At 46.3% G+C, this 26,074-nt stretch carries 24 protein-coding genes; 16 read left to right on the top strand and 8 right to left on the bottom strand.

What is annotated here, in order from left to right:
• Window positions 1-43 precede the first annotated feature (43 nt).
• From MKY54_RS29580 to MKY54_RS29570, 3 genes are read right to left on the bottom strand one after another with little or no spacing between them, the layout of a single operon-like run.
• Complete coding sequence (locus tag MKY54_RS29580) at window positions 44-1,435, bottom strand: aldehyde dehydrogenase (protein ID WP_339188871.1); 1,392 nt, start codon at window positions 1,433-1,435, stop codon at window positions 44-46.
• A gap of 42 nt (window positions 1,436-1,477) precedes the next feature.
• Window positions 1,478-2,452 (bottom strand): aldo/keto reductase, encoded by a 975-nt coding sequence (locus MKY54_RS29575; RefSeq protein WP_339188869.1) that lies wholly within the window; start codon window positions 2,450-2,452, stop codon window positions 1,478-1,480.
• A 35-nt stretch (window positions 2,453-2,487) separates the two neighbouring features.
• Window positions 2,488-3,396, bottom strand: coding sequence for a LysR family transcriptional regulator (locus MKY54_RS29570; protein WP_305953676.1), 909 nt, complete (start codon window positions 3,394-3,396; stop codon window positions 2,488-2,490).
• A 61-nt stretch (window positions 3,397-3,457) separates the two neighbouring features.
• Here MKY54_RS29570 and MKY54_RS29565 point away from each other — a divergent pair, with 61 nt between their 5' ends.
• Window positions 3,458-4,348 (top strand): DMT family transporter, encoded by an 891-nt coding sequence (locus tag MKY54_RS29565; RefSeq protein WP_076276263.1) that lies wholly within the window; start codon window positions 3,458-3,460, stop codon window positions 4,346-4,348.
• Window positions 4,349-4,434: 86 nt separating this feature from the next.
• Here the strand turns inward: MKY54_RS29565 and MKY54_RS29560 are convergent, their stop codons facing one another.
• On the bottom strand, window positions 4,435-5,535 hold the full coding sequence (locus MKY54_RS29560; protein WP_339188866.1) for an FUSC family protein: 1,101 nt from the start codon (window positions 5,533-5,535) through the stop codon (window positions 4,435-4,437).
• Between the two features lie 309 nt (window positions 5,536-5,844).
• Between MKY54_RS29560 and MKY54_RS29555 the strand changes: the two genes are divergently transcribed.
• The 7 genes from MKY54_RS29555 (at window position 5,845) to MKY54_RS29525 (ending at window position 13,072) form a co-directional block, all read left to right on the top strand.
• A complete protein-coding gene (locus tag MKY54_RS29555; RefSeq protein WP_036682445.1) occupies window positions 5,845-6,954 on the top strand; it encodes an ABC transporter ATP-binding protein in 1,110 nt (369 codons plus the stop codon).
• The gene (locus tag MKY54_RS29550) at window positions 6,944-7,756 is read left to right on the top strand and encodes an ABC transporter permease (RefSeq protein WP_036682096.1); all 813 of its coding nucleotides are present in this window, start codon (window positions 6,944-6,946) and stop codon (window positions 7,754-7,756) included. Before MKY54_RS29555 ends, MKY54_RS29550 begins: the two co-directional genes overlap by 11 nt.
• Window positions 7,746-8,579 carry an ABC transporter permease gene (locus MKY54_RS29545; protein WP_076099717.1) on the top strand — a complete coding sequence of 278 codons (834 nt, stop codon included), beginning with the start codon at window positions 7,746-7,748 and terminating at the stop codon, window positions 8,577-8,579. The genes MKY54_RS29550 and MKY54_RS29545 overlap by 11 nt, the downstream gene beginning before the upstream one ends.
• A complete protein-coding gene (locus tag MKY54_RS29540; RefSeq protein WP_076181956.1) occupies window positions 8,576-9,649 on the top strand; it encodes an ABC transporter substrate-binding protein in 1,074 nt (357 codons plus the stop codon). Before MKY54_RS29545 ends, MKY54_RS29540 begins: the two co-directional genes overlap by 4 nt.
• 181 nt (window positions 9,650-9,830) lie before the next feature.
• The gene (locus MKY54_RS29535; protein WP_038573732.1) at window positions 9,831-10,505 is read left to right on the top strand and encodes a response regulator transcription factor; all 675 of its coding nucleotides are present in this window, start codon (window positions 9,831-9,833) and stop codon (window positions 10,503-10,505) included.
• Window positions 10,502-11,866 carry a HAMP domain-containing sensor histidine kinase gene (locus tag MKY54_RS29530; protein WP_339188864.1) on the top strand — a complete coding sequence of 455 codons (1,365 nt, stop codon included), beginning with the start codon at window positions 10,502-10,504 and terminating at the stop codon, window positions 11,864-11,866. Before MKY54_RS29535 ends, MKY54_RS29530 begins: the two co-directional genes overlap by 4 nt.
• A 225-nt stretch (window positions 11,867-12,091) precedes the next feature.
• The gene (locus MKY54_RS29525; RefSeq protein ID WP_076191702.1) at window positions 12,092-13,072 is read left to right on the top strand and encodes an alpha/beta hydrolase; all 981 of its coding nucleotides are present in this window, start codon (window positions 12,092-12,094) and stop codon (window positions 13,070-13,072) included.
• A gap of 66 nt (window positions 13,073-13,138) precedes the next feature.
• Here MKY54_RS29525 and MKY54_RS29520 read toward each other — a convergent pair whose 3' ends face one another.
• From MKY54_RS29520 to MKY54_RS29510, 3 genes are all read right to left on the bottom strand, one after another.
• Window positions 13,139-13,960, bottom strand: coding sequence for a class I SAM-dependent methyltransferase (locus MKY54_RS29520; protein WP_076124053.1), 822 nt, complete (start codon window positions 13,958-13,960; stop codon window positions 13,139-13,141).
• 157 nt (window positions 13,961-14,117) lie between these two features.
• A complete protein-coding gene (locus MKY54_RS29515) occupies window positions 14,118-14,969 on the bottom strand; it encodes a 1,4-dihydroxy-6-naphthoate synthase (protein WP_076297019.1) in 852 nt (283 codons plus the stop codon).
• Window positions 14,969-15,664: a futalosine hydrolase gene (locus MKY54_RS29510; protein WP_081383981.1), complete on the bottom strand. Its 696-nt coding sequence runs from the start codon at window positions 15,662-15,664 to the stop codon at window positions 14,969-14,971. The genes MKY54_RS29515 and MKY54_RS29510 overlap by 1 nt, the downstream gene beginning before the upstream one ends.
• Before the next feature lie 281 nt (window positions 15,665-15,945).
• Between MKY54_RS29510 and MKY54_RS29505 the strand changes: the two genes are divergently transcribed.
• The 8 genes from MKY54_RS29505 to mprF all read left to right on the top strand — a co-directional run bounded on the left by MKY54_RS29505 (window position 15,946) and on the right by mprF (window position 24,451).
• Window positions 15,946-16,416 (top strand): MarR family transcriptional regulator, encoded by a 471-nt coding sequence (locus MKY54_RS29505; RefSeq protein WP_076124049.1) that lies wholly within the window; start codon window positions 15,946-15,948, stop codon window positions 16,414-16,416.
• Between the two features lie 196 nt (window positions 16,417-16,612).
• Window positions 16,613-17,461 (top strand): neutral zinc metallopeptidase, encoded by an 849-nt coding sequence (locus MKY54_RS29500; protein WP_339188857.1) that lies wholly within the window; start codon window positions 16,613-16,615, stop codon window positions 17,459-17,461.
• Window positions 17,462-17,576: 115 nt separating this feature from the next.
• Window positions 17,577-17,978, top strand: a complete 402-nt coding sequence (locus MKY54_RS29495; RefSeq protein WP_036682076.1) for a DoxX family protein — start codon at window positions 17,577-17,579, stop codon at window positions 17,976-17,978.
• 17 nt (window positions 17,979-17,995) lie between these two features.
• Window positions 17,996-18,946 (top strand): ring-cleaving dioxygenase, encoded by a 951-nt coding sequence (locus MKY54_RS29490; protein ID WP_339188855.1) that lies wholly within the window; start codon window positions 17,996-17,998, stop codon window positions 18,944-18,946.
• A complete protein-coding gene (locus MKY54_RS29485; protein WP_339188853.1) occupies window positions 18,943-19,563 on the top strand; it encodes an alpha/beta hydrolase in 621 nt (206 codons plus the stop codon). The genes MKY54_RS29490 and MKY54_RS29485 overlap by 4 nt, the downstream gene beginning before the upstream one ends.
• Before the next feature lie 164 nt (window positions 19,564-19,727).
• The gene (locus MKY54_RS29480) at window positions 19,728-20,951 is read left to right on the top strand and encodes a multidrug effflux MFS transporter (RefSeq protein ID WP_339174636.1); all 1,224 of its coding nucleotides are present in this window, start codon (window positions 19,728-19,730) and stop codon (window positions 20,949-20,951) included.
• 115 nt (window positions 20,952-21,066) lie between these two features.
• Window positions 21,067-21,417 (top strand): FlxA-like family protein, encoded by a 351-nt coding sequence (locus MKY54_RS29475; protein ID WP_076099710.1) that lies wholly within the window; start codon window positions 21,067-21,069, stop codon window positions 21,415-21,417.
• A gap of 367 nt (window positions 21,418-21,784) precedes the next feature.
• Window positions 21,785-24,451 carry a bifunctional lysylphosphatidylglycerol flippase/synthetase MprF gene (mprF, locus tag MKY54_RS29470; protein WP_339188851.1) on the top strand — a complete coding sequence of 889 codons (2,667 nt, stop codon included), beginning with the start codon at window positions 21,785-21,787 and terminating at the stop codon, window positions 24,449-24,451.
• Between the two features lie 48 nt (window positions 24,452-24,499).
• On the opposite strand, the gene MKY54_RS29465 is transcribed toward mprF, so the two are convergent.
• Window positions 24,500-25,972, bottom strand: coding sequence for an alpha-amylase (locus MKY54_RS29465; protein WP_076282153.1), 1,473 nt, complete (start codon window positions 25,970-25,972; stop codon window positions 24,500-24,502).
• Window positions 25,973-26,074: the final 102 nt, after the last annotated feature.

Genomic DNA, 26,074 nt, shown 5'->3' with positions numbered 1-26,074 from the left:
ATAAGCAGCAAACCTCCCGATCATGGGAGGTTTGCTGCTTTGTTTATTTCATTACTTTTCGAACCAGCTTCACTTTATTGCCATAAGGAGGATACACGATTCCGAGGTCGATCCGTGTGCCTCGCTTGACGATGCTTTTATGATGGGAGAAGACCTCAAAGCTATACTTCCCGTGATAACCCCCGATTCCAGAGTTTCCTACTCCACCAAACGGAAGATAAGTGCTCGCCACATGTGAGATCGTATCATTGATACACCCTCCCCCGAATGAGACCCGGGACAGCACCTCTTGTTCTACACTCTTATCCTCCGTAAATAGGTATAGTGCCAGTGGCTTTGGATGTTCATTAATACTCTGAATGGCCTCATCCAATTGATGATATTCCAATATTGGGAGGATCGGACCGAAGATCTCATCTTCCATAGCAGCATCCGTCCAAGTGGCAGGATAGATTAAAGTAGGCTCAATATAACGTTCTTCTGGCACGATGGTGCCGCCCATAATCACCTTGCTCTGATCTCGCGCAATTAGGTCAGCAAGTCTTTGCAGCTGGCGATCATTCACGATCCGGCCATAATCTGTATTAGGCTGTGCATCCTGACCGTAGAACTCAGTGACGTGATGTTTGAGTTTGGTGATCAATTCTTTGGCAATATCCTTGTGGACCCATAGATAATCCGGTGCGATACAGGTTTGGCCCGCGTTCAGCAGCTTGCCCCAGACAATCCGTTTCGCTGCAACATCAAGATTAGCGGTCTTATCAACAATAACCGGGCTTTTCCCGCCAAGCTCCAAGGTTACAGGCACTAAATTTTTCGCTGCCGCTTCCATAACGATTTTGCCGACAGGCACACTGCCTGTAAAAAATATATAATCAAACTTCGCGTGGATCAGTAAATTAGTGGTCTCTTTTTCCCCTTGAATTACGCGGATATACTGCGGCTCGAAGGTCTCCTGAATAAGCTGTTCAACCACGGACGAGATGGCAGGTGTGCTCTCAGATGGCTTGAGGACAGCGCAGTTACCAGCGGCAATGGCGCCGATCAGGGGCTCAATCAGCAACTGAAATGGATAATTAAACGGGCCAATAATGAGCGTTGTGCCGTAAGGCTCACTTAAAATATAACTTTTTGCAGGAAATAAGTGCAGCGGGGATCGAACCTTTTTAGGCTTCGCCCAACGCTTAAGATGTTTCATCATGTAGCCGATACTGTCCAGCGTAAAGCCGATTTCTGTGGCATAGGCTTCGAACTCACCTTTTCCTAAATCCTGTTGTAGTGCGGTGATGATACGTCCTTCGTATTGTTTAATAATATTTTTAAGTTTTCGCAGCTGCTGGAGACGAAAAGAAACCTCCTTAGTTACGCCGCTATTAAAAAAATCCTTATGCTCTTCAAGCATTCCTTGAATGCTGTCAGCTGTATAGGTTGTCATTAATCTTTCCTCCATCCTTGTAAGAAGTTAAAGCATACTACTCTATGGGAGCCGGTAAAAAGCGAACGGTTCGCCATAACGGAAGGAATCACTGGCTTCATCCAGCTTGGCCGAAGTTTCTTCATTAAGTACAAGCGAGGTACTAAGCAAATTTTGTTCCAGCTGTTCCACACGTGTAGCCCCGACAATAACCGTCGAGACGGCAGGCCGATTCATAAGCCAAGCTAAGGAGAGCGAGGTAGATGAGGTTTCCATTTCCTCAGCAATTTGGCTCACTTGGCTTCCGAGCTTGATCCGGTCAGCATCAAGGAATCTTTTGAAATTAGGATCGGTATCTGCTCTGGACCCCGATGGGGCTGAGTCGCTTGTATTATATTTGCCAGTGAGAATCCCGCCAGCTAGCGGAAAGTATGGAATGATCCCTACACCTTGATCCAGGCAGAGCGAAAGAAGCTCATTCTCCGGTGTCCGGTCTGCTAAGGAGTAGCTGCACTGAATTGAAATGTACTTGGTGAAGTTGCGTGTTTCACTAATCCCAATCGCCTTCATTAATTGCCATGCTGTATAGTTGGAGGCCCCGATATAACGGACTTTCCCCGAGGATACCATATCGTCCAAGGTTCGTAAGGTTTCTTCAAGCGGCGTATAGGGATCAAAGGTATGAATCTGGTATAGATCGATATAGTCCGTCTTAAGACGGCGAAGGCTATCTTCAAGCTCCTGCAGCAAATGGCGACGGGAGGAGCCGCTACCGTTAGGACCCTCATTTTTGACTAAACCTGCTTTAGTTGCGAGAACAGCCTCATGTCTCCTACCTTCCAAGGCCAGACCGATGATTCGCTCGGATTCCGAGCCAGCGTAAATATTAGCAGTGTCTATGAAATTAATTCCCTGATCAAGCGCAGCATGTACAATCTGAATGGAGGTCTCTTGATCCGCACGTTTGCCGAAAGCGTTCGTTCCCAGTCCTAATGCGGATACCTGTAATCCGCTATTTCCTAGTCTTTTAAAGTTCATCCTCAGCACTCCTTATCATCTATTAATTAATCCATTTATTTTTGAGTGAAAAGATCCAGCGCTGTCTCAATGAAGAGCTTTACAGCAATTGAAGTGTCGGCAAGCGAGCTGACCGCAATTTGGATATCTCTATAAGCATCCGGCTGCAGCTCACGGGTAACCACATTTGGAGGCAGAGATAACAAGGACAGTTCAGACATCACGCCGATCGCCAGTCCCTCCTGAACCATATTAAGAGCTGTTGCAAAGTTATTAACCACATATTTTACATTCAGATGGCTATTACTTCTGCGGAATAGCTCTACAACAGGCGGTTCATATCCTGCTTTGCAAATCAACATGGGCTCGTTCGCTAATTCCTGCACACATACAATGGATCGCTTTTGCAGGGGATGGTCATCTCTAAAAACGGCAAACAATTTCTCTCTATATAATGGAATGGTTTCGAATTCTGCACTGGGAGCGAGCAATAAGCCAACATCAATTTCTTTTGAATCCAGCCATTCTCTGACTTCAGCGATAGAACCCTCCTGTAAGCTAATCGTAATATTTGGATATCTTTTAGTAATAGAGCTAATAATCTTCGGTAGAAAATGAGCCGATGCCACAGGGAAAGCTCCAATGCGGATACTTCCTTTTTCAAGACCTCTCTCCGCGTAAATCTCCTGATTGACCTTATCAAAGCCCATTAGAATTTCACGGAAAATAACAAGAATACGTTTGCCGATATCCGTAAGCATCAGGCCATTACGCCGGTCTCGAAGCAAGAGCTTTACGTCTAATTCGGCTTCGAGGGACGAGATCGCCCGGCTGACCGCAGGCTGTGTCATATTCAGTTCTACACCAGCTTTAGTAAAGCTGCCGCTTTCGGCGATTTTGACGAATAAACGAATTTGAGTATTGTTCATAACAAATATGATATGCCCCTTATGATTATTATTCATTTCATTTATGCTCTTGTTTATTGTATCATTTGTGATGAATCTACACCAAGGAAGTGAACAAATGAATCAGCAGAAGAAAAGTATGATCCTTCTTATTTTTTTGGTGATTGTATGGGGCATTAATTGGCCTATATCCAAAATCGCCTTAGACTATGCTCCACCTCTATTATTTGCAGGTATTCGAACCGTCGTAGGCGGTATTATTCTGATTCTAATTGCATTGCCCAAGGTGAAGGAGCTTCGCTTCAAGCAGCTCTGGCCGATCTATCTGATCTCGGCGGTACTTAGTATTGTGTTCTATTATGGATTTCAGACGATTGGCTTGCAGTATGTTCCGGCGGGATTGTTCTCATCGATTGTATTTTTGCAGCCTGTATTGCTAGGTGTTTTTTCTTGGCTGTGGTTAGGTGAGAGCATGTACGGGCTTAAAATGGCTGGTTTGCTGCTTGGTTTTCTCGGGGTAGCCTCTCTTAGTATCGGCGGAATTAATGGGAGTATCTCCATATGGGGAATTGTGTTGGCTCTAGCCAGTGCCCTAAGCTGGGCATTAGGGACAATATATATGAAACGGAATGCTGTACGTGTGGATATGCTGTGGATGACGGCTATGCAAATCACGATCGGTGGCATCATTCTGCTACTTTCGGGATCAGCTACGGAGAAATGGTCGGATATCACCTGGAGTGGAACCTTTATTGTGGATACCTTGTTTATCGCAATCTTTGTTATTGCTCTGGGCTGGCTAATTTATTTCAAGCTGATTAACGAAGGAGAAGCAGGAAAAGTAGGTTCATTCACCTTCTTGATTCCCCTGATCTCGATAGCAACCAGCGTAGTTTTTTTGAAAGAGCAGATTACCATAAACCTTGTGATCGGATTATTGCTGATTGTCAGCAGTATTGTACTGGTAAATGTGAAGATAGGGCGTGCTGCCAAACAATCAGTCAGTTAAATTTGTTGGATGGTTGTAGTAACCAATCGTGCTAAAGGGCATTATGTCTAATAGGGATTGAACATAAAAAAAGGACACTCCCAAGCTTAGAGCTTCTGGGAGTGTCCTTTTTTAATTAAGCGTATAGCGCGTGTGATTTCAGCTGTTGAAGGCCGAGCTGCAACTACGTAAGTAGCAGAACTAGCACGTTCCACTTCTTCGAGTACCCGGTTTAAGTGACTGAAGAGCGCTCCTAGATCACGAACAGATGACAGTGAGCACCGTCCTTGCAGTTCAGAGAAGCTGGCCGCCTGCAAGTCGCGGGCACGATGCAGACAATCTGTAAGTGAACGTTGGCATTCAGCCTTGGATAAGGTCTTGGTACCATAAACAGCTATACAATCGGCTGTTGCCTCCAGCACTTCCAGCATCCAGTCAGAATTGGCATGATGTGCTGGCAGCAAGCAAATATCGTCGGCAATTTCTTTAACATAGGAATGAATGGTCTTTAGATGTGCTGTGGCTTGTATAAGCCCCTTTAGATCACCACGACACTGATAGTGAGCAATGGTATAGAACATTTCCTTCTGTTGCTGATTGCTGGCAGACAGCAGTTTACCTGCTTGCTCCAGCATATTATTATCCTTTGATGAATCTCTTCTTATGCCTACGAGACCTTTTAAAGCATCCGAAAGTAGAAGGCTTCCATCGAGTGCCAATGCTTTTACCTTGACGAACCTGTTCGGTGGAACGATAATCATATTGATGATCAAGGCAATGAGCACACCAATAAAGGTTTCGGCGACTCTCCACAGCACGTAATCATTGTGATAAAAGGTAAGGGCCAGAACCGAGGTTACCCCCACCTGCGAAACCGCTTGGATATTCATCCGACAGGCTGTGGCAATTCCAATCCCGATGAGCAGAATTAGCAGAATGGAAAATGCACCTACATCGAAGAATTGGCCTACAATCAGGCTGACAATTCCGCCGATAATAATGCCGATCAGGCGGTAGATTCCTTTTTCAAGTGAAGCCTTCACACTGGCTTGAGTAATTAGAATGGCTGCAAGCGGTGCAAAGTATAAATATTGGTCACCATATAAACTGTGTACGGCTACCCAGGATAGTGATGCGGCAAGCGTAATTCGTATCATGTAAAGCGAGAATCCATATTTTTCAAGGCGGTCTAGTAACCCCTCGTTCATTATCATTCATCTTCTTTCGCAAAAATAAGAAAACCACACTGGCTTTTCAGTTCGTTTTCATTATAGCACCTCAAAAAGGGCAGGGAAGACTGGACTTTTTACAAACTTGTTAAGTTTATGCTTAGCATTTAACAATGTAAGCTATCGCATATAATGGTACAATCTAATATGCTATATCTATTGGGGCGTCGAAGAAGAGGGGAAATTGTCGCTTATTAGCGCTGAGCATACTCATTTCGATTGTTCTCCGCAAGATGCGGGTAAAATAGTATTGTATTACTAAGGTAAGGGAGGTTGTTAGCTATAGCTATTCAGGAAGGTACCATCATTTCATTTGAAGAAGTTACTAAGCAATATGACGACGAAGATCCGGTGTTAAAAGGAGTCAGCTTTGAGATAGAGCGCGGCAAATTCTATACACTACTTGGTCCATCTGGCTGTGGTAAAACGACTATTCTTCGATTGATCGCCGGGTTCGCTGAGCCAACGAGCGGTTCTATCTATTTAAATGGAAAAGTAATTAACCACATTCCCGCCAATGAGCGGCAGGTCAATACGGTATTTCAGGATTACGCATTGTTTCCACACCTGAACGTATTCGAGAATGTGGCTTTCGGACTGCGTATTAAGAAGCTTAAGAAGGACGTTATCACAAAGAAGGTACAGGAAGCGCTAAGCTTCGTTAACCTTGTGGGTTATGAGCAGCGTGCGATTAACGAAATGTCCGGCGGTCAGCGCCAGCGGGTTGCTATTGCCCGGGCGATTGTGAATGAGCCACAGGTTCTATTGCTGGACGAGCCTCTATCGGCGCTAGATCTCAAGCTGCGCACGGAGATGCAGTACATACTGCGGGAAATGCAGCAGCGGTTAGGCATTACCTTCATTTTTGTAACTCATGACCAGGAAGAGGCACTCGCGATGTCCGACTGGATTTTTGTCATGAATAAAGGAAAAATCGAGCAAAGCGGCACCCCTAACGATATTTATGATGAGCCGATTAACCGTTTTGTGGCGGATTTTATTGGCGAATCGAACATTGTGCCGGGAGTTATGATCGAGGATTATCTGGTGGAGTTTAACGGCCGCCGCTTCGAATGTTTCGATGCCGGGCTGAAACCGAATGAATCCGTAGAGATTGTTATTCGTCCTGAGGATTTGGAAATTTCTACGCTGGAACAGGGTAAACTACGTGTGCGGGTTGATTCCCAGCTGTTCCGGGGCGTGCATTATGAAATCAGCTGTTATGATGAATCCGGGCATGAATGGCTTGTACATTCTACACGTAAGGCGACTGTAGGCAGTGAAATTGGCCTTTATTTTGATCCGGAAGCGATTCATGTTATGCGTTTCGGTGAAACGGAGGAAGAATTCGACAGACGTCTGGAAGCTTATGGCGAGGTGGAGAGTCATGAAGAATAAGGGCAAATCGTACTATCTCATCCCTTATTACCTCTGGATCGCATTGTTTGTAATTGCACCGGTAGTGCTTGTCATCTATTATTCGTTATTTGATTTGGATGGCCATATTACTCTGGATAATTACGTCAGTTTCTTCACCCCTGTATATTTAAAAATGACGCTGACCTCGTTCTGGTACGCGTTTCTGATTACAGCATTCTCATTGCTGGTTGCCTATCCGGCGGCTTATCTGCTGACGAGAACCAAACATAAGCAGCTGTGGTTATTGCTGATTATTTTGCCGACATGGATTAATTTGCTGCTAAAAACCTACGCTTTTATAGGGATATTCGGTACATTTGGTCCGATCAATAATTTCTTTGATCTGCTTGGAATCGGAGAACAGCAAATTCTGTTTACGGGCTTCAGTTTTGTATTTGTATCTGTCTATATTTTTATTCCGTTTATGATCCTGCCGATATACAGCGCTTTGGAGGATTTGAATTTATCCTTGCTGGATGCGGCACGTGATTTAGGGGCTTCGGGCTGGACCACGTTTAGACGTGTTATTTTTCCGCTGACCATTTCGGGAGTACGCTCAGGCTGTATGGCAGTATTCATACCTGCGCTGTCCCTGTTTATGATCACCCGTCTGATTGCAGGCAACAGGGTCATTACGCTGGGCACCGCAATCGAGCAGCATTTCCTGGTCACTCAGGACTGGGGCATGGGTTCTACAGTTGCAGTGTTTCTGATTGCCATTATGGCGCTGTTTATGATTATCACAGGCGGATCGCGGAAAGGGGCGCGGAATGAGAAATAAAAATGGATTCTCTAACCTCTACCTAGTTCTGGTGTTCATTGTTCTGTATGCACCTATCTTCTATTTAATGTACTATTCGTTCAACAGTGGGGGGACGATGCATAAGTTCGAGGGCTTCACGCTGGATTACTACCGTGAGGTGGTCCAAGATAAGCGCCTGATCATCATCGTAATCAATACGCTTGTGATCGCGCTGCTATCCTCGGCTATTGCAACCCTTATCGCTATTATTGGTGCGCTGGCCATTAAAAGTGTGCAGAATCGCCGCGCCAAGAACACCTTGCTGTCTCTGAATAACGTGCTGATCGTCAGTCCAGATGTCATTATTGGTGCTTCGTTCCTTATCCTGTTCACCATTGCTGGCATCAAGCTGGGTTTCGCGTCTGTTCTGCTCTCACACGTTGCATTCAGCGTACCGATTGCCGTATTGATGATTTTGCCGCATCTACAGGAAATGAGCCCTACATTAACGGATGCAGCCCGTGATCTTGGGGCAAGCCGTAAGGATGTGCTGACTAAAGTAATTTTGCCGATTATTAAACCAGGGATATTCAGCGGATTTTTTATGGCGCTTACGTATTCACTGGATGACTTTGCGGTTACGTTCTTCGTAACAGGCAACGGTTATTCGACGTTATCGGTTGAGATATACTCTAGAGCCCGGCAAGGGGTGTCGCTATCGATTAATGCGCTGTCGACAATGATCTTCCTGTTCACCATTCTGCTTGTGGTTGGTTATTACTTCCTGACCCTTAAGAAAAATCGCCATAACACAGCAGAAGCTGTGGCGGAGCCTGTTGCAGAAGCGGGGGTGCCTAGATGAAACAGCTGATAAATGCTTTTCTGGCGATCCTTATCACGGCATTTGCGCTCATGTACTTGGGATCTTGGATGAATTCGAGAGAGGGATATTCGGGTGGAAACACACTGACTATCTATAACTGGGGCGACTATGTCGATCCGGATCTATTGAAGGAATTTGAAAAAGAGACCGGCTTAACAGTCATTTATCAAACCTTCGATTCCAATGAAGCTATGTTGACCAAGGTTGAGCAGGGCGGAACTACCTTTGATGTTGTAATCCCTTCGGATTATGCCATTGCTAAGATGAAAGAAGAAGATCTGCTCATCCCGCTGGATCATAGCAAGATTTCGAATCTAAAGAATATTGATTCACGCTTTATGGACCTCTCGTTTGATCCGGGTAACAAATATTCTGTACCTTATTTCTGGGGGACCGTCGGGATTATTTTCAATCCGGAAATGACCAAGGGCATGGACTTCACCAGCTGGGATTCTCTCTGGGACAGCAGACTGCATAATAACATCTTCCTGGTAGACGGAGCCCGTGAAGTGATGGGCATGGCCTTGAACAGCCTGCATTATTCCGTTAATGACAAGGATGAGGCACATCTGCAGGAAGCACTGACTAAGCTCAACAAGTTGTCTCCTAACGTGAAGGCGATTGTCGGTGATGAGATCAAGATGCTGCTGGCAAATGAAGAAGCTTCGGTTGGGATTGTCTGGTCCGGCGATGCTTCCGAGATCATGGACGAGAATGATAAGCTGGATTATGTAGTGCCGGAAGAAGGCTCGAACAAATGGTTTGATAACATGGTTATTCCTCGGACAGCGAAAAATGTGGATGGAGCGCATCAGTTCATCAACTTCATGCTCCGCCCAGACGTTGCTGCTAAGAATGCAGAATATGTAGGTTATTCCACGCCTAACATTCCTGCACTGGAGCTGCTTCCTGAGGAAACTTCTGAGGATACCCGTTTCTATCCACCAGCCGAAATTACGGACCGGCTTGAAGTATACGATAACCTTGGCAAACGGATGCTTGCTCATTATAATGAGCTGTTCCTAATGTTTAAGATGAATAAGAAGTAAGCTGACTAAAGCTAAAGCTAAAGCTAAAGCGAAACGACATTAAGAGCGTCTACATACGGGTAACCGTGTTAGACGCTCTTTTTCGGTTTGATCATCGTGTAGTCTCAAGACAACAGACAGTTTAGCCGAAAGTATAATATAGTATAATAGTAAGAATGGACAACAGGAAAAGAGGAAACGAATGCCTACTATACTGGTTGCTGACGACGATGCGAACATTCGCGAACTTGTCTGTTTATTTCTCCGCAACGACGGATTCGAAACAGTTGAAGCTGTGGATGGCAAGGAAGCGCTCGCCGTATATGCTGGAACACATGTCGATCTTGTCGTGCTGGATATTATGATGCCAAATATGGATGGTTGGATGCTTTGTAAGGAGCTCCGCAGAGCTAATCCTGATCTTCCATTACTTATATTGACTGCCAGAGGCGAAACCTGGGAGAAAGTGAAGGGCTTCGAATTAGGCACGGACGATTATTTAACTAAACCGTTCGATCCGTTAGAGCTGACGGTTCGTGTTAGGTCATTGCTGAAACGATATCGGATTGGCTCCACGCAGATGATCCAAATTGGCAATGTCATCCTTGATCGGCAGACCTATAAGGTGATGAAAGGTACGGAGTCATTTCCCTTACCCCTTAAGGAGTTCGAGTTGCTGTACAAGCTTGCTGGAACCCCTGGACAAGTATATACGCGCGAGCAGTTGATCGATCAAATTTGGGGAATTGATTATGCTGGAGATGATCGGACGATTGACGTGCATATCAAACGCCTGCGTGAACGGTTTGCGACTACTCCTGATTTTCGTATTGAGACGGTGCGTGGACTTGGCTACAGGCTTGAGGTGCATGAATGATCAGATCTATATATACACGCGTTGTTCTGACCTTCCTAGCCTCCGTAATCGGGGGCACAATCATTGCTTTGTTTGTGGCAACTTGGGTATTTGAAGACAAACTGAAAGAGAACATGCGAATTCCCTTATTGCATTTTGGACAGGATATAGTCAAAATTTACGAAACCTTTCCATTACGTGAAGCCAACTCTTTCGTAAGTGGGATGAAGCAGCTTGATTCCTACTATATCCGAATATTCGATGAAGCGGGTAAATTCCAATCTTACGGACTTAATGGGCACAAGCCGGTCCCTGTAACTATGGAAGAAATAAAAAAAGTTCTCGCAGGAGAAGTTTATCAACCTCATAACAGGAATACTTCTGCGCTTCTCCTAGGCTTGCAGTTGAGAACGGAAGACGGCACCAAAGCGATGTTTGTGGAGACGCTTAATCCCCCTTCCGTCACTGCCAGAAGGAATTTGATATTAAATTTCTTGCTCTATTCATTGATAGCTGGAAGCCTCTTGATTCTGGTAGCTGCGATGTTCTTAGTCAGACCGATCAAGAAGCTAACCAAAGCGACTAGACGAATAGCAGCTGGTGATTTCAACGTCGAGCTGAATATTAAGCAAACCGGTGAGCTAGGTACCTTGGCTCGCAGCTTTGAAGAAATGATGCACGATCTGCAGCAGCTTGAGCAGATGCGTAAGGAGTTTGTATCTAATGTGTCGCATGAGGTCCAGTCTCCGCTCACCTCAATATCTGGTTATGCGATTGCGCTCAAGCGAGTAGATCTTGCAGAACAAGAGAGAAATCGTTATCTTGATATTATTATCGCAGAAGCAGAGCGGATGTCTAAAATGAGCGACAGCCTGCTGAAGCTGAGTTTATTAGAATCGCAGTCACAGCAGCTACGGCTAATTACATTTAACCTGGACGAACAGATAAGAAGAGTAATCGTAGCGATTCAGCCGCAATGGTCGGCTCGTAATATCAGCTTTGACCTTGATCTGAAGCCTATTATCCTACTGGCTGACTACGACCTGTTAAGTCAGGTATGGACCAATCTCCTTGGCAACAGCATCAAGTTTTCTAAGGATAACAGTGTAATTAACGTCAGCCTCAAACAAGATATCAACAACGTGACCGTTCGGGTAACAGACACTGGCATCGGGATTTCACTTGAGGATCAGCAACGTATATTTGAACGGTTCTTTAAGGCTGATCGGTCCCACAGCCGTAAATATGGTGGCAGCGGGATGGGACTTGCCATTGTTAAACAGATCGTAACGCTTCATAAAGGGGATATCCGCGTGGAAAGCGAACCCGGCCAAGGAACGACCATCGTTGTCACCCTCCCAATTATAGCGCCGACAGAGTAATTAGCTTCCAGGCGGTGCCTTGCGAGGGCTTGAATGCATCCCGGATTTTTCATGCTACAGCAGTACAGGCAAGTTTTCTTGTCTTGTGCTGCTGTAGCATTTTTTTTACCTGTTCATTTTCAGTTCATATTGTCGTCATGAGGGGTACATCTTTGTTAGTTATGATCTCATTAGCGAAACGTTAAGGGAACTTAATAAACAGATTAAAGACAGGAGAAGATGAGGGTGACACAACAAGAGGACAAAAAAACGGGGAATGGACAGAAAAAACATAAACTGCGTAACCTGTTGCTCAAAATATTAGGAGCAATAGTGATCGTGGTCGTACTTTTTCTAGCTGTTGTCTATACAGTTAATGTGATCAGCAACAAAACAGATCAGAAAAAAATACAGCACTATGGTCAGTTAGTCCCTGTTGACGGGAAAAATATGAATGTTTTGATTCAAGGAGAAGGTAAACAGACGATCGTGCTCATACCAGGCTTTGGAACAGGAGCGCCAGCGCTTGATTTCAAGCCGTTGATTGATGAGTTATCACCATTCTACAAAGTGGTGGCGGTTGAACCGTTTGGGTATGGACTCAGTGATGAAACGAAAAAAGAACGAACTACAGAGAATATCGTTAGTGAAATTCATGAAGCCGTTCAGAATCTTAACATTGACCAATACATTCTAATGGGCCACTCGATTGGAGGTATTTACGGATTGGAATATGCGAAGAAATATCCAAACGAAGTGAGTGCTTTTGTGGGTATTGATAGTAGTGTTCCGGAGCAAGGCGGTATGGATGTTAAATTCCCAATTAAAAAATTAAAGCTGCTTAAAGATTCAGGGATTATAAGATTGGGCTTGCAATTAAGCGGTGACCCTTATGATGGACTGCCATTTGATGATGAAACCAAAAAACAAATGAAATTAATTTCGCTTAAAAATATGAACAATTCCACTACCTTAAATGAAATGGAACATATTTATCCTAACTTTGTTGCCTCCAGAGGCTTAACATTTGACAAGAATCTACCCATTATCTTCTTTATACAAGCGAATAATACTACCGTGAAAGACTGGATTCCTCTACATGAAGGGCAAGTCAAGGATTCTGTGCATGGAAAAGTAATGACATTTGAAGGCGGACATTACTTACATCATTCAAAATCCAAAGAAATCGTAGAGAACCTAAGGGTATTCATGGAAGAAGTTAAATAAAAAGAAGAAAACGCTCCGAACTCCTCATATGAGGGGGCGGGGCGTTTTTTTGGTTGTGATCGAAGATTATTTGATGCCGATTCTCATTCGGTAGCTGATCAGAACCTCTAATGTTCTGCCTTTAAAATGCTGTTCAACTGCGGCGGTGTAATCGGCGATGTCTTGCTCAAGCAAGGTAGCGTCTAGTTTCATTACGGTTTGCACTCCCCCTTGACTTAGGGTTAAACCAATATATCGCTGGGCATCGCAGGACTCTAGGTTGTGGAATACGATTTCTCTGGCAAAAGAGAAGGCCCCACTAGCTTTGATCCGTGACAAATGACCTTCTTTGTCCCATTTATGTGCTCTCTCCTCATTAGGTAAAAGCGAAGCCAGCAATTCTTCTGTTTTGGAGATCAGCTGGTTGTATCGTTCTTCTACATTTTGCTGAAGAGATAAAGGCCAATCGCAATCGTAGGCGGCAAAGACTCCGCCTTTTTTTAAGACCCGGGAGATTTCTTGCAGTGTACTTTCAGGATCCATCCAGTGGAATGATTGCGAGCAGGTAACTATGTCTACACTATCTGATGCAAGCGGAAGCTGATTAGAGTAGCCTTGCACAAAAGTAATTGATTGGGGTGCTTCTAATCTGCTAAGTTTATCGATTGCTTTTCCCAACATATCTGGATTGGGTTCGATACCGATTACGCGTTCTGCGACATCGTTCCAGAGAAAAGTAGACAAACCCGTACCGCAGCCTATATCTGCGACGAGTGAAGGGGTGGTACCTAGGTAATCTGTTAGCAATTTGATAATCATCTCAGGGGCTTCGGGACGGTAGCGGTCATATTCATTTTGAAAGCCCAAAAAGCGGTCGATGTTTTGTTTGCTGTTTTTTTCAGGTATCATGTGATCCTCCCTCATAGATCATGTTTATAGGTCTATTGTATAATCACTGGTTCGATAAGCCAAATAATGTCTGGCTGGAAGGCTACGTAGAATAAATAAAATCCCCGGAGAACACCTTATAGGTGTGGCCGGGGATTGTTAAACTATCTGGTAAATGCTAACGAAGCAGTGCTGGATCGATTGCAGGCACAAGTCCTTCTGCCGCAGCACGATTAAGCAGGGCAGAGATTGCGGCATAGCCGTCATCACCCAGATTCATCGAGAAGTCATTCACGTAGAGATCGATGTGGGATTTAGCCACTTCAGGAGCCAACTCTTGAGCATGGCTAAGCACATAGTCTCTGGAATCCGTTGGATGATCCCACGCATACTGAAGAGAGCTGCGAATCCAGCCGGTGATAGCATCGGCATCTAAATCACGGCGGGCAATGATAGCGCCGAGAGGAATGGGCAGTCCGGTATCGCTTTCCCACCAGCTGCCTAGATCAGTCAGCATATTAAGACCATAAGAGGCGTAAGTGAAGCGGGCTTCGTGAATTACCAGCCCTGCATCGATATGGCCATCCCGTACGGCAGGCATAATCTCATCGAAAGGCATTACGACTATTTCGCCGATGCCTCCAGTTACATTTTGTGCTGCCCATAATCGGAAAAGCAAATAAGCCGTAGAGCGTTCGCTAGGTACAGCAATCCGGCGTCCGGCTAGCTTTTCTGGGCGTTTGACCGCATGGGGTCCACTTGCTGTAAGCAGCAGCGGGCCGCAGCCGCGTCCTAAAGCACCGCCGCATGGCAGCAGTTTGTACCGCTCCAGAACCCAAGGCAGAGCAGCGTAGGAGATTTTGAGGACTTCTGGTCCTTCTCCGTCAGCAGCCAGCGTATTGGTAATATCAATGTCGGCATAGGTTACATTCAGCTTAGGTGCATTCGGGACAAGCCCGTGCGCCCAGGCATGAAATACAAAGGTATCGTTAGGGCAAGGGGAAAAAGCGATATTAAGCTCAGTTGTCATTACAGCACCTCCAGTAATATAGCGGCTGCCGCCGTTAATGCTTCCATTGCATCACCGATCTTCCAAGCGGCCCGGTCGCGGGGACCGACCGGGTTCGAGATGGCGCGGAGCTCCAGTACCGGGAGCCCCAGCGCCTGAGCGGCCACGGCAACTCCGTGGCCTTCCATCGCTTCCGCGACGGCATGGGGATGCCGCGCGAGATGGGCGGCGGCCGTCTCCGCGGTGCCGGTCGCCGTCGAGACCGTAAGCACGGTGCCCGTGCTTACGGGTAACCCGGCCGCAGCCAGCGCGGCCGAAACCGCTTGCACCGTGCCGCGGTCAGCCGGCACGGACACGCTGCCGAAGCCGAGCTCGGCAGCGCTGCGGAAGCCCTCCGGCGTCTCGGCCCCGAGGTCGGCGGCAATCATCTCGCTGGCTACAACCAGCGAGCCTAAAGGCGCCAGCCCCGGGAATCCGCCGCCGATCCCGACGCTCAATACGCAGCCGTAAGAACCGGCTGCGAGTGCCGCGGCGGTTCCCGCCGCCGCCGCTGCCGGCCCTGCGCCGGCAGCGATAACATGGAACCTGTCGCTGCCTTGCAGGCCGCGCAGGACCGCGTCACGCTCCGCGTCTACGGCTGTCACGATCAGCACGCGTCGTGCTCCAGCCTGCCCCTCCATAGCTTCTTCGGTAGGGGTTGGATTGAACGAACTCATCAGGTCGCCTCCTTTAGGGTATTGAAATCGCTTACTAAAGAGTCATTCGTAAAGACAAGAATACGCCCTTTTATAGGTCAGGTCAAACTTGGGGTGATTTTTATCACTCCCTGTAAAGTGTCAAAGAAAAACTTACCGGTCTCTAGACGGAAGTGACTTTTTTAGCGATGAGGTTGACAAGGAGGATGGGAAGTCGTATAGTTATCTTAAATTAAAGATACTTAACGTAAAGACAAATAAATGGATTGAATACAAGTTTGATTGAAGTGGAGGTGGAATTGATGAGTGATAAACAAATAAATCTGCGTAATACAGAGAGTGCACCTGACGAAGAACAAGCCGCCTCACTGAAATTGTTCGTAGTCTTATCTAAGGCTTATAAAAGCCTAATGGATCATGCGGTGAAGGATATGAAAAGTTATGGCTTGGCTTCGGCTGAATTCATGGTGCTTGAAGTACTTTACCATAGAACGCGGATTCCGCTGCAACAGATTGGGGAGAAAATTCTCGTTACGAGCGGAAGCATTACCTATAATATCGACAAGTTGGAGAAAAAGGGACTGCTGAAACGTGTACCCTGTAGCGAGGATCGCCGCGTTACTTATGCGGAGATTACGGATGCAGGCCGTGAACTGTTTGATGAGATTTTCCCTCGTCATGTAGCCTCAATTCATGATTTGATGGGTGGATTAGATAAGGAAGAGAAAGTCCAGGCTATCGAATTAATGAAAAAGCTTGGCAAAGGTGTATAGGCGCTGCGAACATGACGAATAACTAGGCGCTTCTATAAGGTTGGAAGTAGTTCGGCTCCATCCTCATTCTCCCAACTCCAGTAAGTATAAGTGAAACCCTGCTTTTTTGGGTATATCACTAATAAGATATTTAACTTAACGAAGCCAGGTAGCCATTTACTTAAGATTACCTGATATTTCGACTGGGGGCTTGGCCATGAAATGGCAGGGAAGAAGAGGGAGTTCGAACGTGGAGGACCGCAGAGGCATGAGCGGCGGCGGCAAGATGATTGGTGGCGGGATCGGAGGAATTATCCTTGTCCTGGTCATCACGTTACTCAGTGGAGGCAATGCCGGGGATATCCTGGGAAGTTTGACTTCCACAGGCTCCAGTTCAACGGCCCCTTATGAACAGACCGCAGAGGAGCAAGAGCTTGCGGAGTTTGTATCGGTAGTTCTTGCCGACACAGAGGAGGTTTGGGGTGAGATTTTTCAGCAGCAGGGAATGACCTATACGGACCCCACCTTAGTGCTATACAGTGGGAGTGTAGACTCTGCTTGCGGAACAGCCACCTCGGCAGTTGGTCCCTTCTACTGTCCGGGTGACGCCAAACTGTATATTGATCTGAGCTTTTATGATGAGTTGCAGCAACGCTTCCACGCGCCGGGCGACTTCGCCATGGCTTATGTCATTGCCCATGAGGTTGGACATCATGTACAGACATTACTAGGCACCTCGAAACAGCTCGATTCCCTTCGCCAGACGTTGAGTGAGAAGGAGTACAACAAATATCAGGTTCGTTTTGAGCTGCAGGCTGATTATTTCGCCGGTGTCTGGGCCAATCATGCTCAGGGTATGAATCTGCTGGAGGAAGGCGACTTAGAGGAAGCTCTGGCAGCTGCAAGCGCCGTCGGCGATGATACGATTCAGAAGCAAGCTCAGGGCTATGCAGTGCCGGATAGTTTCACTCACGGTACCTCAGAGCAGAGAAAGCGCTGGTTCTACAAAGGTTTTAACTCGGCTACGATTAAGGGCGGCGATACGTTTAACGCCTCCGAGTTGTAGATAGAAGAGGGAAGAGGAGAGCAGCCCATAGGTTATTCCGGTTCGCCGGGCGCTCTTTTTTACCCAATATCTTAACATTAAGATAATTAAATCAAAGGAATAGGGGAAGGTAAAAATGATAAGTGTAGGACTGTTATTAATGAGATTGGTGATTGGGCTTGCTTTTATAGGACATGGCGCACAAAAGCTATTTGGATGGTTCGGAGGATACGGTCCGAAGGGTACGGGAGGCTGGATGGAGTCCATCGGAATCAAACCGGGTGTGACTATGGCGATTTTAGCAGGGATTATGGAGCTGGTGGGCGGATTTATGTTCGCGGCAGGACTGTTAACGCCTGTTGCAGCGGTGTTAATCGCTGCCACGATGCTGGGGGCAATCGTTAAGGTTCATGCTCCAAATGGTTTCTGGTCCACTTCGAACGGGATTGAGTTTCCGCTCACGGTTTTGGTATTTGCGGTAGGTGTGGCGCTTACGGGACCAGGTTCGATTTCTCTAGATGCATTGTTTTTTAACTAAGAAGGGAGTTTATAATAATGACACTTCAAACTGCAGGAATACATCATATTACAGCTTTTGTCGGAGACGCTCAGCGCAATGTTGATTTCTACGCCGGGATTCTGGGCCTACGGCTCGTGAAAAAAACGATTAATTTTGATGCTCCAGAGGTCTATCATTTATACTTTGGGAATGAGCAGGGTGCGCCGGGAACGATTATTACATTTTTCCCTTCACCTGTAGGGCGTAGAGGCAGAATCGGCAGTGGTCAAGTTGGCGTAACGATCTACGCAGTGCCGGTCGGTGCTCTGCAATTCTGGGAACAACGCCTTGCTGAATACGGAATTTCGGTTACAAAAGGAAGTCGGATCTCGGAACCCTATTTATCTTTTGCTGATTACGACGGTCTGCGGATTGAACTGGTGGAACGTGAGGAAGGCCCGCTCAGTAAGTGGTCCTTTGGTGGGATTCCTACTAAATACGCGATCAAAGGTTTTGGCGGGGCCGTGCTATATAGCAGCAATCCGTTGCAAACAGCCGAGACACTTGTTCATACGCTGGGTATGGAACATATTGCTGACGGAGATGGATATACTCGCTATAGAACCAATGGGGAGCTAGGTAATATTATTGATTTGAAGACATCACCCGTTCCGCTCGGAGCGGGAGGTGCAGGGACAGTTCATCACATCGCGTGGCGGGCAAAGGATGATGCAGAGCAACTGGAATGGTCGCGCCATGTACAGAGTCATGGGCATAGACCTACACCCGTTCAAGACCGTCAGTATTTTAATGCGATCTATTTCCGTGAAAGAGGAGGAATCCTGTTCGAGATCGCTACAGATCCTCCAGGTTTTGCCCGTGATGAAGCCCCAGATGCGTTGGGTGAAAAGTTGATGCTGCCGTCCTGGTTTGAGCCGCATCGCGCGGCCATCGAAGAAAACTTAACGCCTATTCAAGTAAGAGAAATTGAGGTGAAGCAGGGATGATTCATGTATTCCGTAAAGGTAAAGATATAACTAAACCTACGTTAGTGTTGTTTCATGGTACAGGTGGTAATGAGCAGGATTTGCTGCCGCTGGCTGAGATGTTATCCCCAGATTCATCGGTGCTAGGTATACGGGGCAATGTGCTGGAGAATGGCATGCCACGATTCTTCCGTCGGCTGGCAGAAGGAGTGTTCGATGAAGCGGACTTAGTTTTCCGTACCCATGAGATTAAGCGATTTCTGGATGAAGCGGCAGAGAAATACGGGTTTGATGCCAACAATCTGGTAGCGGTTGGTTACTCTAACGGTGCAAACATTGCTGGTAGCCTTCTGTTTCATTATAAGGACATTTTCCGCGCGGCAGTGCTGTTGCATCCGATGGTGCCATTACGCAATGTGGAGCTTCCTTCTCTTGAAGGTGTGTCTATCTTTATTGGGGCAGGTACGAATGATCCGCTAATAACATCTACGGAAACTCAGGAGCTAGAGGGGATTCTGCAGAAAGCAGGCGCTGAGGTTACAACCCATTGGGGCAACCAAGGTCACCGCTTGAGTATGGCGGAAGCCGAAGCCGCCAAAGATTGGCTACAGGGGTTTAGTACATCTCAAAATGCATAAAACAATTAGGATAACCGCCTTTTGGCGGTTATTTTTAAGTTATTAGCCCCGAATGAGGCCTTATAAAAGGATTGATCATTTGAGTTCCTTTACGTTAGTATGAAGAATACAAAAAAAGGCCCCCGGGTTGCTTTAGAAAGGTTGACGTAAGGATCATGATTGGAATGCAAAATGCTAATAAACTTGCTGCAGATGGACCCTCAAGGAAGCAGAGATTGCAACTTGCTGTTATTCTGGGCTCCATTACAACCATTGGGCCGTTATCGATTGATATGTATTTGCCGGCGCTGCCTACACTTGTCGACGATTTCGGTACGACGGCTGCTTTGGTGCAGCTAAGTCTCACCTTCTTTTTATTGGGACTGGCCTCAGGTCAGTTAGTAGCTGGACCACTGAGTGATGTATATGGACGTCGCCGTCCACTGCTTATAGGGATGTTCATCTATGCCGTTTCCTCAGTGCTATGTGCTTTTAGTCCTTCGATTGGACTTTTAATTGTTTTGCGGTTTATTCAAGGTCTTGCTGGTTCAGTGGGTGTAGTTGTCTCTAGGGCGGCTGTGCGTGATCTGTACAGTGGCTCTGAACTAACGAAATTTTTCTCTTTATTGATGATTGTTAATGGTCTGGGTCCGATTTTGGCTCCAGTCATTGGAGGCCAGCTCTTAAGAGTGACTACATGGCAGGGGATATTCCTCGTATTATTTGCTGCCGGAATTATCTTCTGCTTGACGATTCTCCTGCGCTTGCCTGAGACATTGCCGAAGGAGCGGCGCTCCAAGAGTGGGTTGAAGGGTACTCTGCTTACCTTTAAGGTGTTACTTGGCAACCGCAAGTTTATGGGTTATGCCTTGTCCCAAGGTTTTGTTACAGCGTCTATGTTCGCTTATATCTCAGGGTCATCTTTTGTTTTGCAAAATATTTTTGCAGTTACTCCGCAGGTATACAGTTTGATCTTTGCTGTGAACGGGATTGGGATTATTATTACAGGTCAAATCGCCGGCAGACTAGCTGGTAAGGTGAGTGAGACGAAGCTACTGCTTAGCGGGTTGCTGCTCTGTACAACGGGGGGCGTCTTGCTGCTGCTTACGATCCTGGTAGGGGGAGGGCTGATCCCTATTCTAATCTGTCTGTTCGCCGTTGTCTCCAGTGTGGGGATTGTCGGAGCGACCAGCTTCTCACTTGCGATGCAGGACCAAGGAGAGGCCGCAGGCAGTGCTTCGGCTTTAATCGGACTGTTACCGTTGCTGCTTGGTAGCTGTGTAGCACCGCTTGTGGGTCTTGGGGGCGTAGACTCAGCCCTTCCGATGGCAATTGTGATTGCCTGTACGGGTGTTCTCTCTATTCTGTCTTATTTTCTGTTGGTCAGACGGGTGAATTCCAATTCCTAACAGTTTATCCTTATAACCTTGAAAGAGAGCAATACTTTCAGCAAACTTTCAGCGGGTTTTAACGTTCCTTATCTGCAAAAGGATTATATTGGAGGTAAGGAAGGGAGGGATGATTATGAGTATATCCGCAGTCTCAGGTTCTACATCGTATACTACCTCGACGTCTAGTACTACAGATACCAGCGCGCTCGAGAAACAAAAAGCGAAGCTGGAAGCCGAATTGGACAAGATTGATGCCAGCTCGGATGACGCGAAGACCAAAGAAACGAAAACGAAACAAATTGAGCAGCAGATCAAGCAAATCGAGGCACAAATTTCCCAGAAGTCGCAGAGCAGTGCTTCCGCTGCAAGCAGTAGTGCAGAAGCACCTGCCAAACCTGCAAACAACGCGCTTGCTGCGGCAAGCCCGCAAGAAATCGCTACCGCAACAACGAATAGCCAAGGCAGATTTGATATTCGTGTATAAACCATACTAAGTCGTGTTACATAACAAAAAGGGCATCCTTTGCCGTGAGGGATGTCCTTTTTGTTATGTATTTTTAAGTTTAGACTACAATTTAAATGTTCTTTTATCACATTGTTGGCCAATACTAGAAAGATACCCCTAAAATAAAGTTCCGTCATATTGATCTGTCCAGCTTCGTAATATATTAACTATGCTTATCCTCATTTCCCAAAAAATCTTTAACTGTTGCAGGGGTTAGGGATTTGCTGGCAGTCTAATAGAGTAGGTGTTGATTATCACGGGTCTTCTATTCCAAGAATTGCTATAATGGACTAGTTGTAAAAATTGTCTAGCACAACGTGTGTCAGCGGTAAAGGCAGGTGGGCTCATGCATTCAAAGCAACAGACATTAGAAAGATTCAAAATTGTAAGACTGATCTTATCTATCTATCGGATCCGGGCGGTCAGAGCTCTTTTTCCAGTGGCTATCATAGCGTTCGTATACTGGGAGGGGCAACATGAGCTGAAGCAGGTTCATTTAGGACTTATAATGCGTGAACTAAGGCGAGTACCTACGTCTGCTATTTTGCAAATGATTGGTTTTGCACTTCTTTCCGTAGCTGTGATGAGTGCTTATGATTATTTGATTCGGGCCCATTTTCGTTTAAAAGTAGGGCTGTGGAGTACCTTTCGGTATGCATGGATTGCTAATACATTTAATAACTTGATTGGGTTTGCAGGTCTGGCTGGAGTTGGTTTAAGGACGCTGCTGTATAAAAAAAGCGGAGTGCCGACCTCCGTACTAACACCCGCCATTGTATTTCTATCGCCGCTTATGATTACCGGGTTATCACTACTTTCATGGGCGAATATCTTTGGTTTACTTCCGGCAACGGCTTTGCTGGAAGAACATCGCTGGCTGGTATTTGCAGTATGGGGTATGGCGCTTTATTTGCCGGTTTTTGTGTTTGTGCAGCGCTCATCGCTTTATGCGAAATGGATTAACCGGGGAAAAGGCAGAACACCATGGCTTACAGTCGTTAACTCCGTCGGTGCTTCCTTTCTGGAATGGAGCTTTGCTGGCGTGACGTTTTGGACCATCAGCAGCCATCTCTTGGATGAGGTCCATTTTATAGCTATCTTTGGTATATTTACGATTGCTGCTATTGCCGGAATCTTGAGTATGGCACCCGGCGGTATCGGTGCATTTGACCTTATCGCCTTGCTCGGGCTGACACAGCTTGGCTACCAGACCGATAAGGCGATGGCGGTGCTTGTCATCTTTCGATTGTTTTATTATGTCATTCCTTGGTTGATTGGATTGGTGCTGGCTGCACTGGAAATTGGTCTGCAAGGAAAAAAGGATCAAGATCGTTCAGTTCCAGGGTTCGAACCCTCTCTTAACAAATGGCAGAAGATCTGGGGCTGGCCGGGTCAGTATACCTTTCTGAGCGATCTTGGGATGTGGGCTCTTGGCAAGCTGGTACTAGCTAGCGGGCTTATTCTCTTACTATCTGCAGCAGTACCCGGATTGCTGTATAGGTTGAAGATTACGGAGGAAATATTGCCGTTTCCCGTAATGCAGCTTTCTCATCATCTGTCTGTCCTTATTGGTTTTATGCTGATTTTATTGTCGCGGGGCATTACATTGCGGGTCCATAGTGCATATGTATGGACTAGCATACTTCTGTTTATTGGATCATTGTTTGCAGTCACTAAGGGTTTTGATTATGAAGAGGCGCTTTTGCTACTTATAGTAGCGCTTATTCTTTGGATATCCAGATCGCGGTTTTATCGGATTAGTGCGCCAATCAGCAGACAGAGCGCGATCCGGTGGTTTGCCCTCACTTCAGTAATTGCACTAAGCTACTATCTGATGGGCTGTTATGTACATCGTGGATTTCTGAAGCATCTGCCTCCGGGTGTACAGCCTGAATGGTTGCAGCGATATAGTCATGTTGCATTTACGGCAGTGGGAGGATTGGTCTTGTCTTGGGTACTGCTCATAATGTGGGTAAACCTCAGGCCCCATCATAAGGAGAACGAGCTGTTCGGGACCTTGGATGTAGCTAAGCTGAAACATTTTCTAGATGGAGTTCGAGGCAATACCTTAACTCATACGTTGTTTTTGGGTGATAAGGGCTTCTTCTGGGCTCAGAACGATAAAGTGCTGCTCGCTTTCGCCAGAGTTAGGGATAAACTCGTTGTGCTGGGTGATCCGCTGGGAGAGAGCAGCTTAATAAGTGAAGCCATCAGTGAATTTAGACAAGCTGCAGATCAGTATGGTCTGGTTGTAGTTTTCTATCAAGCTTCACCTGCTTTTTTATCGGTCTATCAGGAGCAGGGCTATCGCTTTTTTAAGCTGGGTGAAGAGGCAGTGATAAGCCTTGATAACTTTGCACTCAGTGATCTGAAGAATGGTGATCTGCAAAGGGTAAGCGATCGTTTTGAACGGGAAGGCATGATTGTTGAAATTACAGAAGCGCCGCATGCTGATAGTTTGCTGAGAGATCTGCGAACGATTTCGGACGAGTGGTTGAATGGCCGAGCGGAAAAGGGTTATTCGTTAGGGTGGTTTAAGGTCGAGTATCTGCAACGGGCTCCCATTGTGGTGCTGCGGAACACCAAAGGTACAATACTGGCATTTGCTTCTATTGCCCCAGGGTATGATCAAGGATTGACCCTGTCCGTAGATTTGTTGCGCCAGCGGAAGAATGTGCCAAACGGGACGGTAGATTATTTATTGGTTTGTATGCTGGAATGGGCGAAGTCCAAGGGGTATCGGCGATTTAATCTAGGCAACACTCCTCTATCATCCAGTGGGGGTCAGGACCCCGGAGCTCTGAAGGAGGAGAAGCTGGCTCATCAAGTGTTTAATAGAGGTGGGCATGGGCATGGTTACGGTTTTGCCAGATTGCGTCGTTACAAGGAAAAGTTCAATCCAGAGTGGGAGCCGCGTTACTTAGCTTATCCAGCGTCCCTAACATTACCCGTCTTAACGCTGGATCTGGTGAGGCTTGTATCCCGCCATCCGGAGCATAAAACGAATAACTAAAAAAAGGTGCCCAACGCCAAACGGCGTTGGGCACCTTTTTAATCAGGTTTACTTCTTGTCAGCTTCTGCATCTGGCAAAGCCCAGACGGAGACGCTGCCGCCATTGACCGGGAAGGTCGCCCAACCATCTTTTTCAATGGTTATGGTGGCTTTATGGTTATGGGTGAAATCCACCCATGCTTCACCGGCGCGATGTTCTCCTACGAACATTCTCTTCTGGCCATTCTCACCATTACTGATCACAACCGCACAACCGGAGTTTTCAATATCCTCCACGCCGAGCCGTGTCCAGCCAATCGTGTTAGGATGATCGAAATAATCCTTCTGTTCACCATAAGCTTTGTGATAGCGGGTATACAGCAGAGGGTCAATCGCATCTTTTTTACCTGCTACAGGTGTTGGTCCTTCGATCCCATAATAATCCCCGTAAAAGACCACAGGATATCCATCCCGTCGCAGCAGGATAAGCGCGTAAGCACTTTGCTTGAACCAATCATCTACCCAGGATTCCAGGGCTTCGTGAGGCTGAGAATCATGATTGTCAACGAAGGTTACAGCATTGGTGGGATGGGTCTGCACCAGTGTGTCATCAAGAATTTTGGTCAGATCATAGTTTCTGCCCTCCAAAGAAGCTGAATGCAGCTTGTAGTGAAGGGATACATCGAAGAGGTCAATTTTATAATCGACGGTATTCAGAAATTGTCGACAGGACTCTAAGTCGGAATTCCAGAATTCACCGACGATATAGAAATCCTTCTCGCATTTATTAAACATCTCTACCGCGAATTCTTTAACAAACTCATGGTTGATATGTTTGATGGCGTCCAAGCGGAAGCCGCTGCAGTGGAGGGTATCCACCAGCCATTTTCCCCATTGGATCATTTCTTTTTTGACTTCCGGATGGCTGTAATCAATATTAGCGAACATTAGATAATCATAGTTTCCGAACTCGTCGTCAACATTCTGATTCCACGCTTTATTCTCGCCTACTATACGGAATACGCCGGTTCGCTCTTCTTTGGCGTCAAAGTCAGTGCCGTTAAAATGATTGTGATTCCACTTAAAGGCAGAGTGTTCATTCCCGCGGCCAGGGAAGGTGAATTTTGTCCAGCCCTCAATCTCGAAAGGTTTCGAAATTTCTTTCATCCGATCATTGGGGTCGACCTCGATGACTTGGAATACTTCCTTTTCATCCGCGCCAGCCTTATGATTCATCACCAAATCAACGTAAACGGCGATGCCATTCTTTTGACATTCCGAAATTGCGTTGATCAGTGCTTGTTTGGTGCCATATTTGGTGCGTACCGTACCTTTTTGGTCATATTCGCCCAGATCGTATAGATCATACACGCCATAGCCTGTATCGTCAGCGGAGACGGCCTTTGTCACAGGAGGTACCCAAACAGAATCAATGCCTACGGCTTTTAGCGCGGGTGCAGTTTCTTTTAAGCGATCCCAGTGTTTCCCGTCCGCAGCAACATGCCATTCAAAAAACTGCATCATTGTATGGTTCCTCATTATTTCTTACGCCTCCATATCCCATCAAGCAAATTTTACTCTCAACACTCTGATTAGTTTTTCAGATAACTCTTATTAAACTTAAAAACAGACTATGAAAAATAA

It is taken from the genome of Paenibacillus sp. FSL P2-0121, assembly GCF_037975345.1.
GTDB classification, from domain to species: Bacteria; Bacillota; Bacilli; order Paenibacillales; family Paenibacillaceae; genus Paenibacillus_AQ; species Paenibacillus_AQ odorifer.
Note: the sequence above shows the minus strand (reverse complement) of the source record. Positions and strands in the feature narration are given on the sequence as shown.

Excerpts from the sequence above, each read along its gene's own strand:
- MKY54_RS29580 (WP_339188871.1), bottom strand. The coding sequence starts at position 1,435 with ATGACAACCTATACAGCTGACAGCATTCAAGGAATGCTTGAAGAGCAT.
- MKY54_RS29575 (WP_339188869.1), bottom strand. The coding sequence starts at position 2,452 with ATGAACTTTAAAAGACTAGGAAATAGCGGATTACAGGTATCCGCATTA.
- MKY54_RS29570 (WP_305953676.1), bottom strand. The coding sequence starts at position 3,396 with ATGAATAATAATCATAAGGGGCATATCATATTTGTTATGAACAATACT.
- MKY54_RS29565 (WP_076276263.1), top strand. The coding sequence starts at position 3,458 with ATGAATCAGCAGAAGAAAAGTATGATCCTTCTTATTTTTTTGGTGATT.
- MKY54_RS29560 (WP_339188866.1), bottom strand. The coding sequence starts at position 5,535 with ATGAACGAGGGGTTACTAGACCGCCTTGAAAAATATGGATTCTCGCTT.
- MKY54_RS29550 (WP_036682096.1), top strand. The coding sequence starts at position 6,944 with ATGAAGAATAAGGGCAAATCGTACTATCTCATCCCTTATTACCTCTGG.
- MKY54_RS29545 (WP_076099717.1), top strand. The coding sequence starts at position 7,746 with ATGAGAAATAAAAATGGATTCTCTAACCTCTACCTAGTTCTGGTGTTC.
- MKY54_RS29540 (WP_076181956.1), top strand. The coding sequence starts at position 8,576 with ATGAAACAGCTGATAAATGCTTTTCTGGCGATCCTTATCACGGCATTT.
- MKY54_RS29535 (WP_038573732.1), top strand. The coding sequence starts at position 9,831 with ATGCCTACTATACTGGTTGCTGACGACGATGCGAACATTCGCGAACTT.
- MKY54_RS29530 (WP_339188864.1), top strand. The coding sequence starts at position 10,502 with ATGATCAGATCTATATATACACGCGTTGTTCTGACCTTCCTAGCCTCC.
- MKY54_RS29520 (WP_076124053.1), bottom strand. The coding sequence starts at position 13,960 with ATGATACCTGAAAAAAACAGCAAACAAAACATCGACCGCTTTTTGGGC.
- MKY54_RS29515 (WP_076297019.1), bottom strand. The coding sequence starts at position 14,969 with ATGACAACTGAGCTTAATATCGCTTTTTCCCCTTGCCCTAACGATACC.
- MKY54_RS29510 (WP_081383981.1), bottom strand. The coding sequence starts at position 15,664 with ATGAGTTCGTTCAATCCAACCCCTACCGAAGAAGCTATGGAGGGGCAG.
- MKY54_RS29505 (WP_076124049.1), top strand. The coding sequence starts at position 15,946 with ATGAGTGATAAACAAATAAATCTGCGTAATACAGAGAGTGCACCTGAC.
- MKY54_RS29500 (WP_339188857.1), top strand. The coding sequence starts at position 16,613 with ATGAAATGGCAGGGAAGAAGAGGGAGTTCGAACGTGGAGGACCGCAGA.
- MKY54_RS29495 (WP_036682076.1), top strand. The coding sequence starts at position 17,577 with ATGATAAGTGTAGGACTGTTATTAATGAGATTGGTGATTGGGCTTGCT.
- MKY54_RS29490 (WP_339188855.1), top strand. The coding sequence starts at position 17,996 with ATGACACTTCAAACTGCAGGAATACATCATATTACAGCTTTTGTCGGA.
- MKY54_RS29485 (WP_339188853.1), top strand. The coding sequence starts at position 18,943 with ATGATTCATGTATTCCGTAAAGGTAAAGATATAACTAAACCTACGTTA.
- MKY54_RS29480 (WP_339174636.1), top strand. The coding sequence starts at position 19,728 with ATGCAAAATGCTAATAAACTTGCTGCAGATGGACCCTCAAGGAAGCAG.
- MKY54_RS29475 (WP_076099710.1), top strand. The coding sequence starts at position 21,067 with ATGAGTATATCCGCAGTCTCAGGTTCTACATCGTATACTACCTCGACG.
- mprF (WP_339188851.1), top strand. The coding sequence starts at position 21,785 with ATGCATTCAAAGCAACAGACATTAGAAAGATTCAAAATTGTAAGACTG.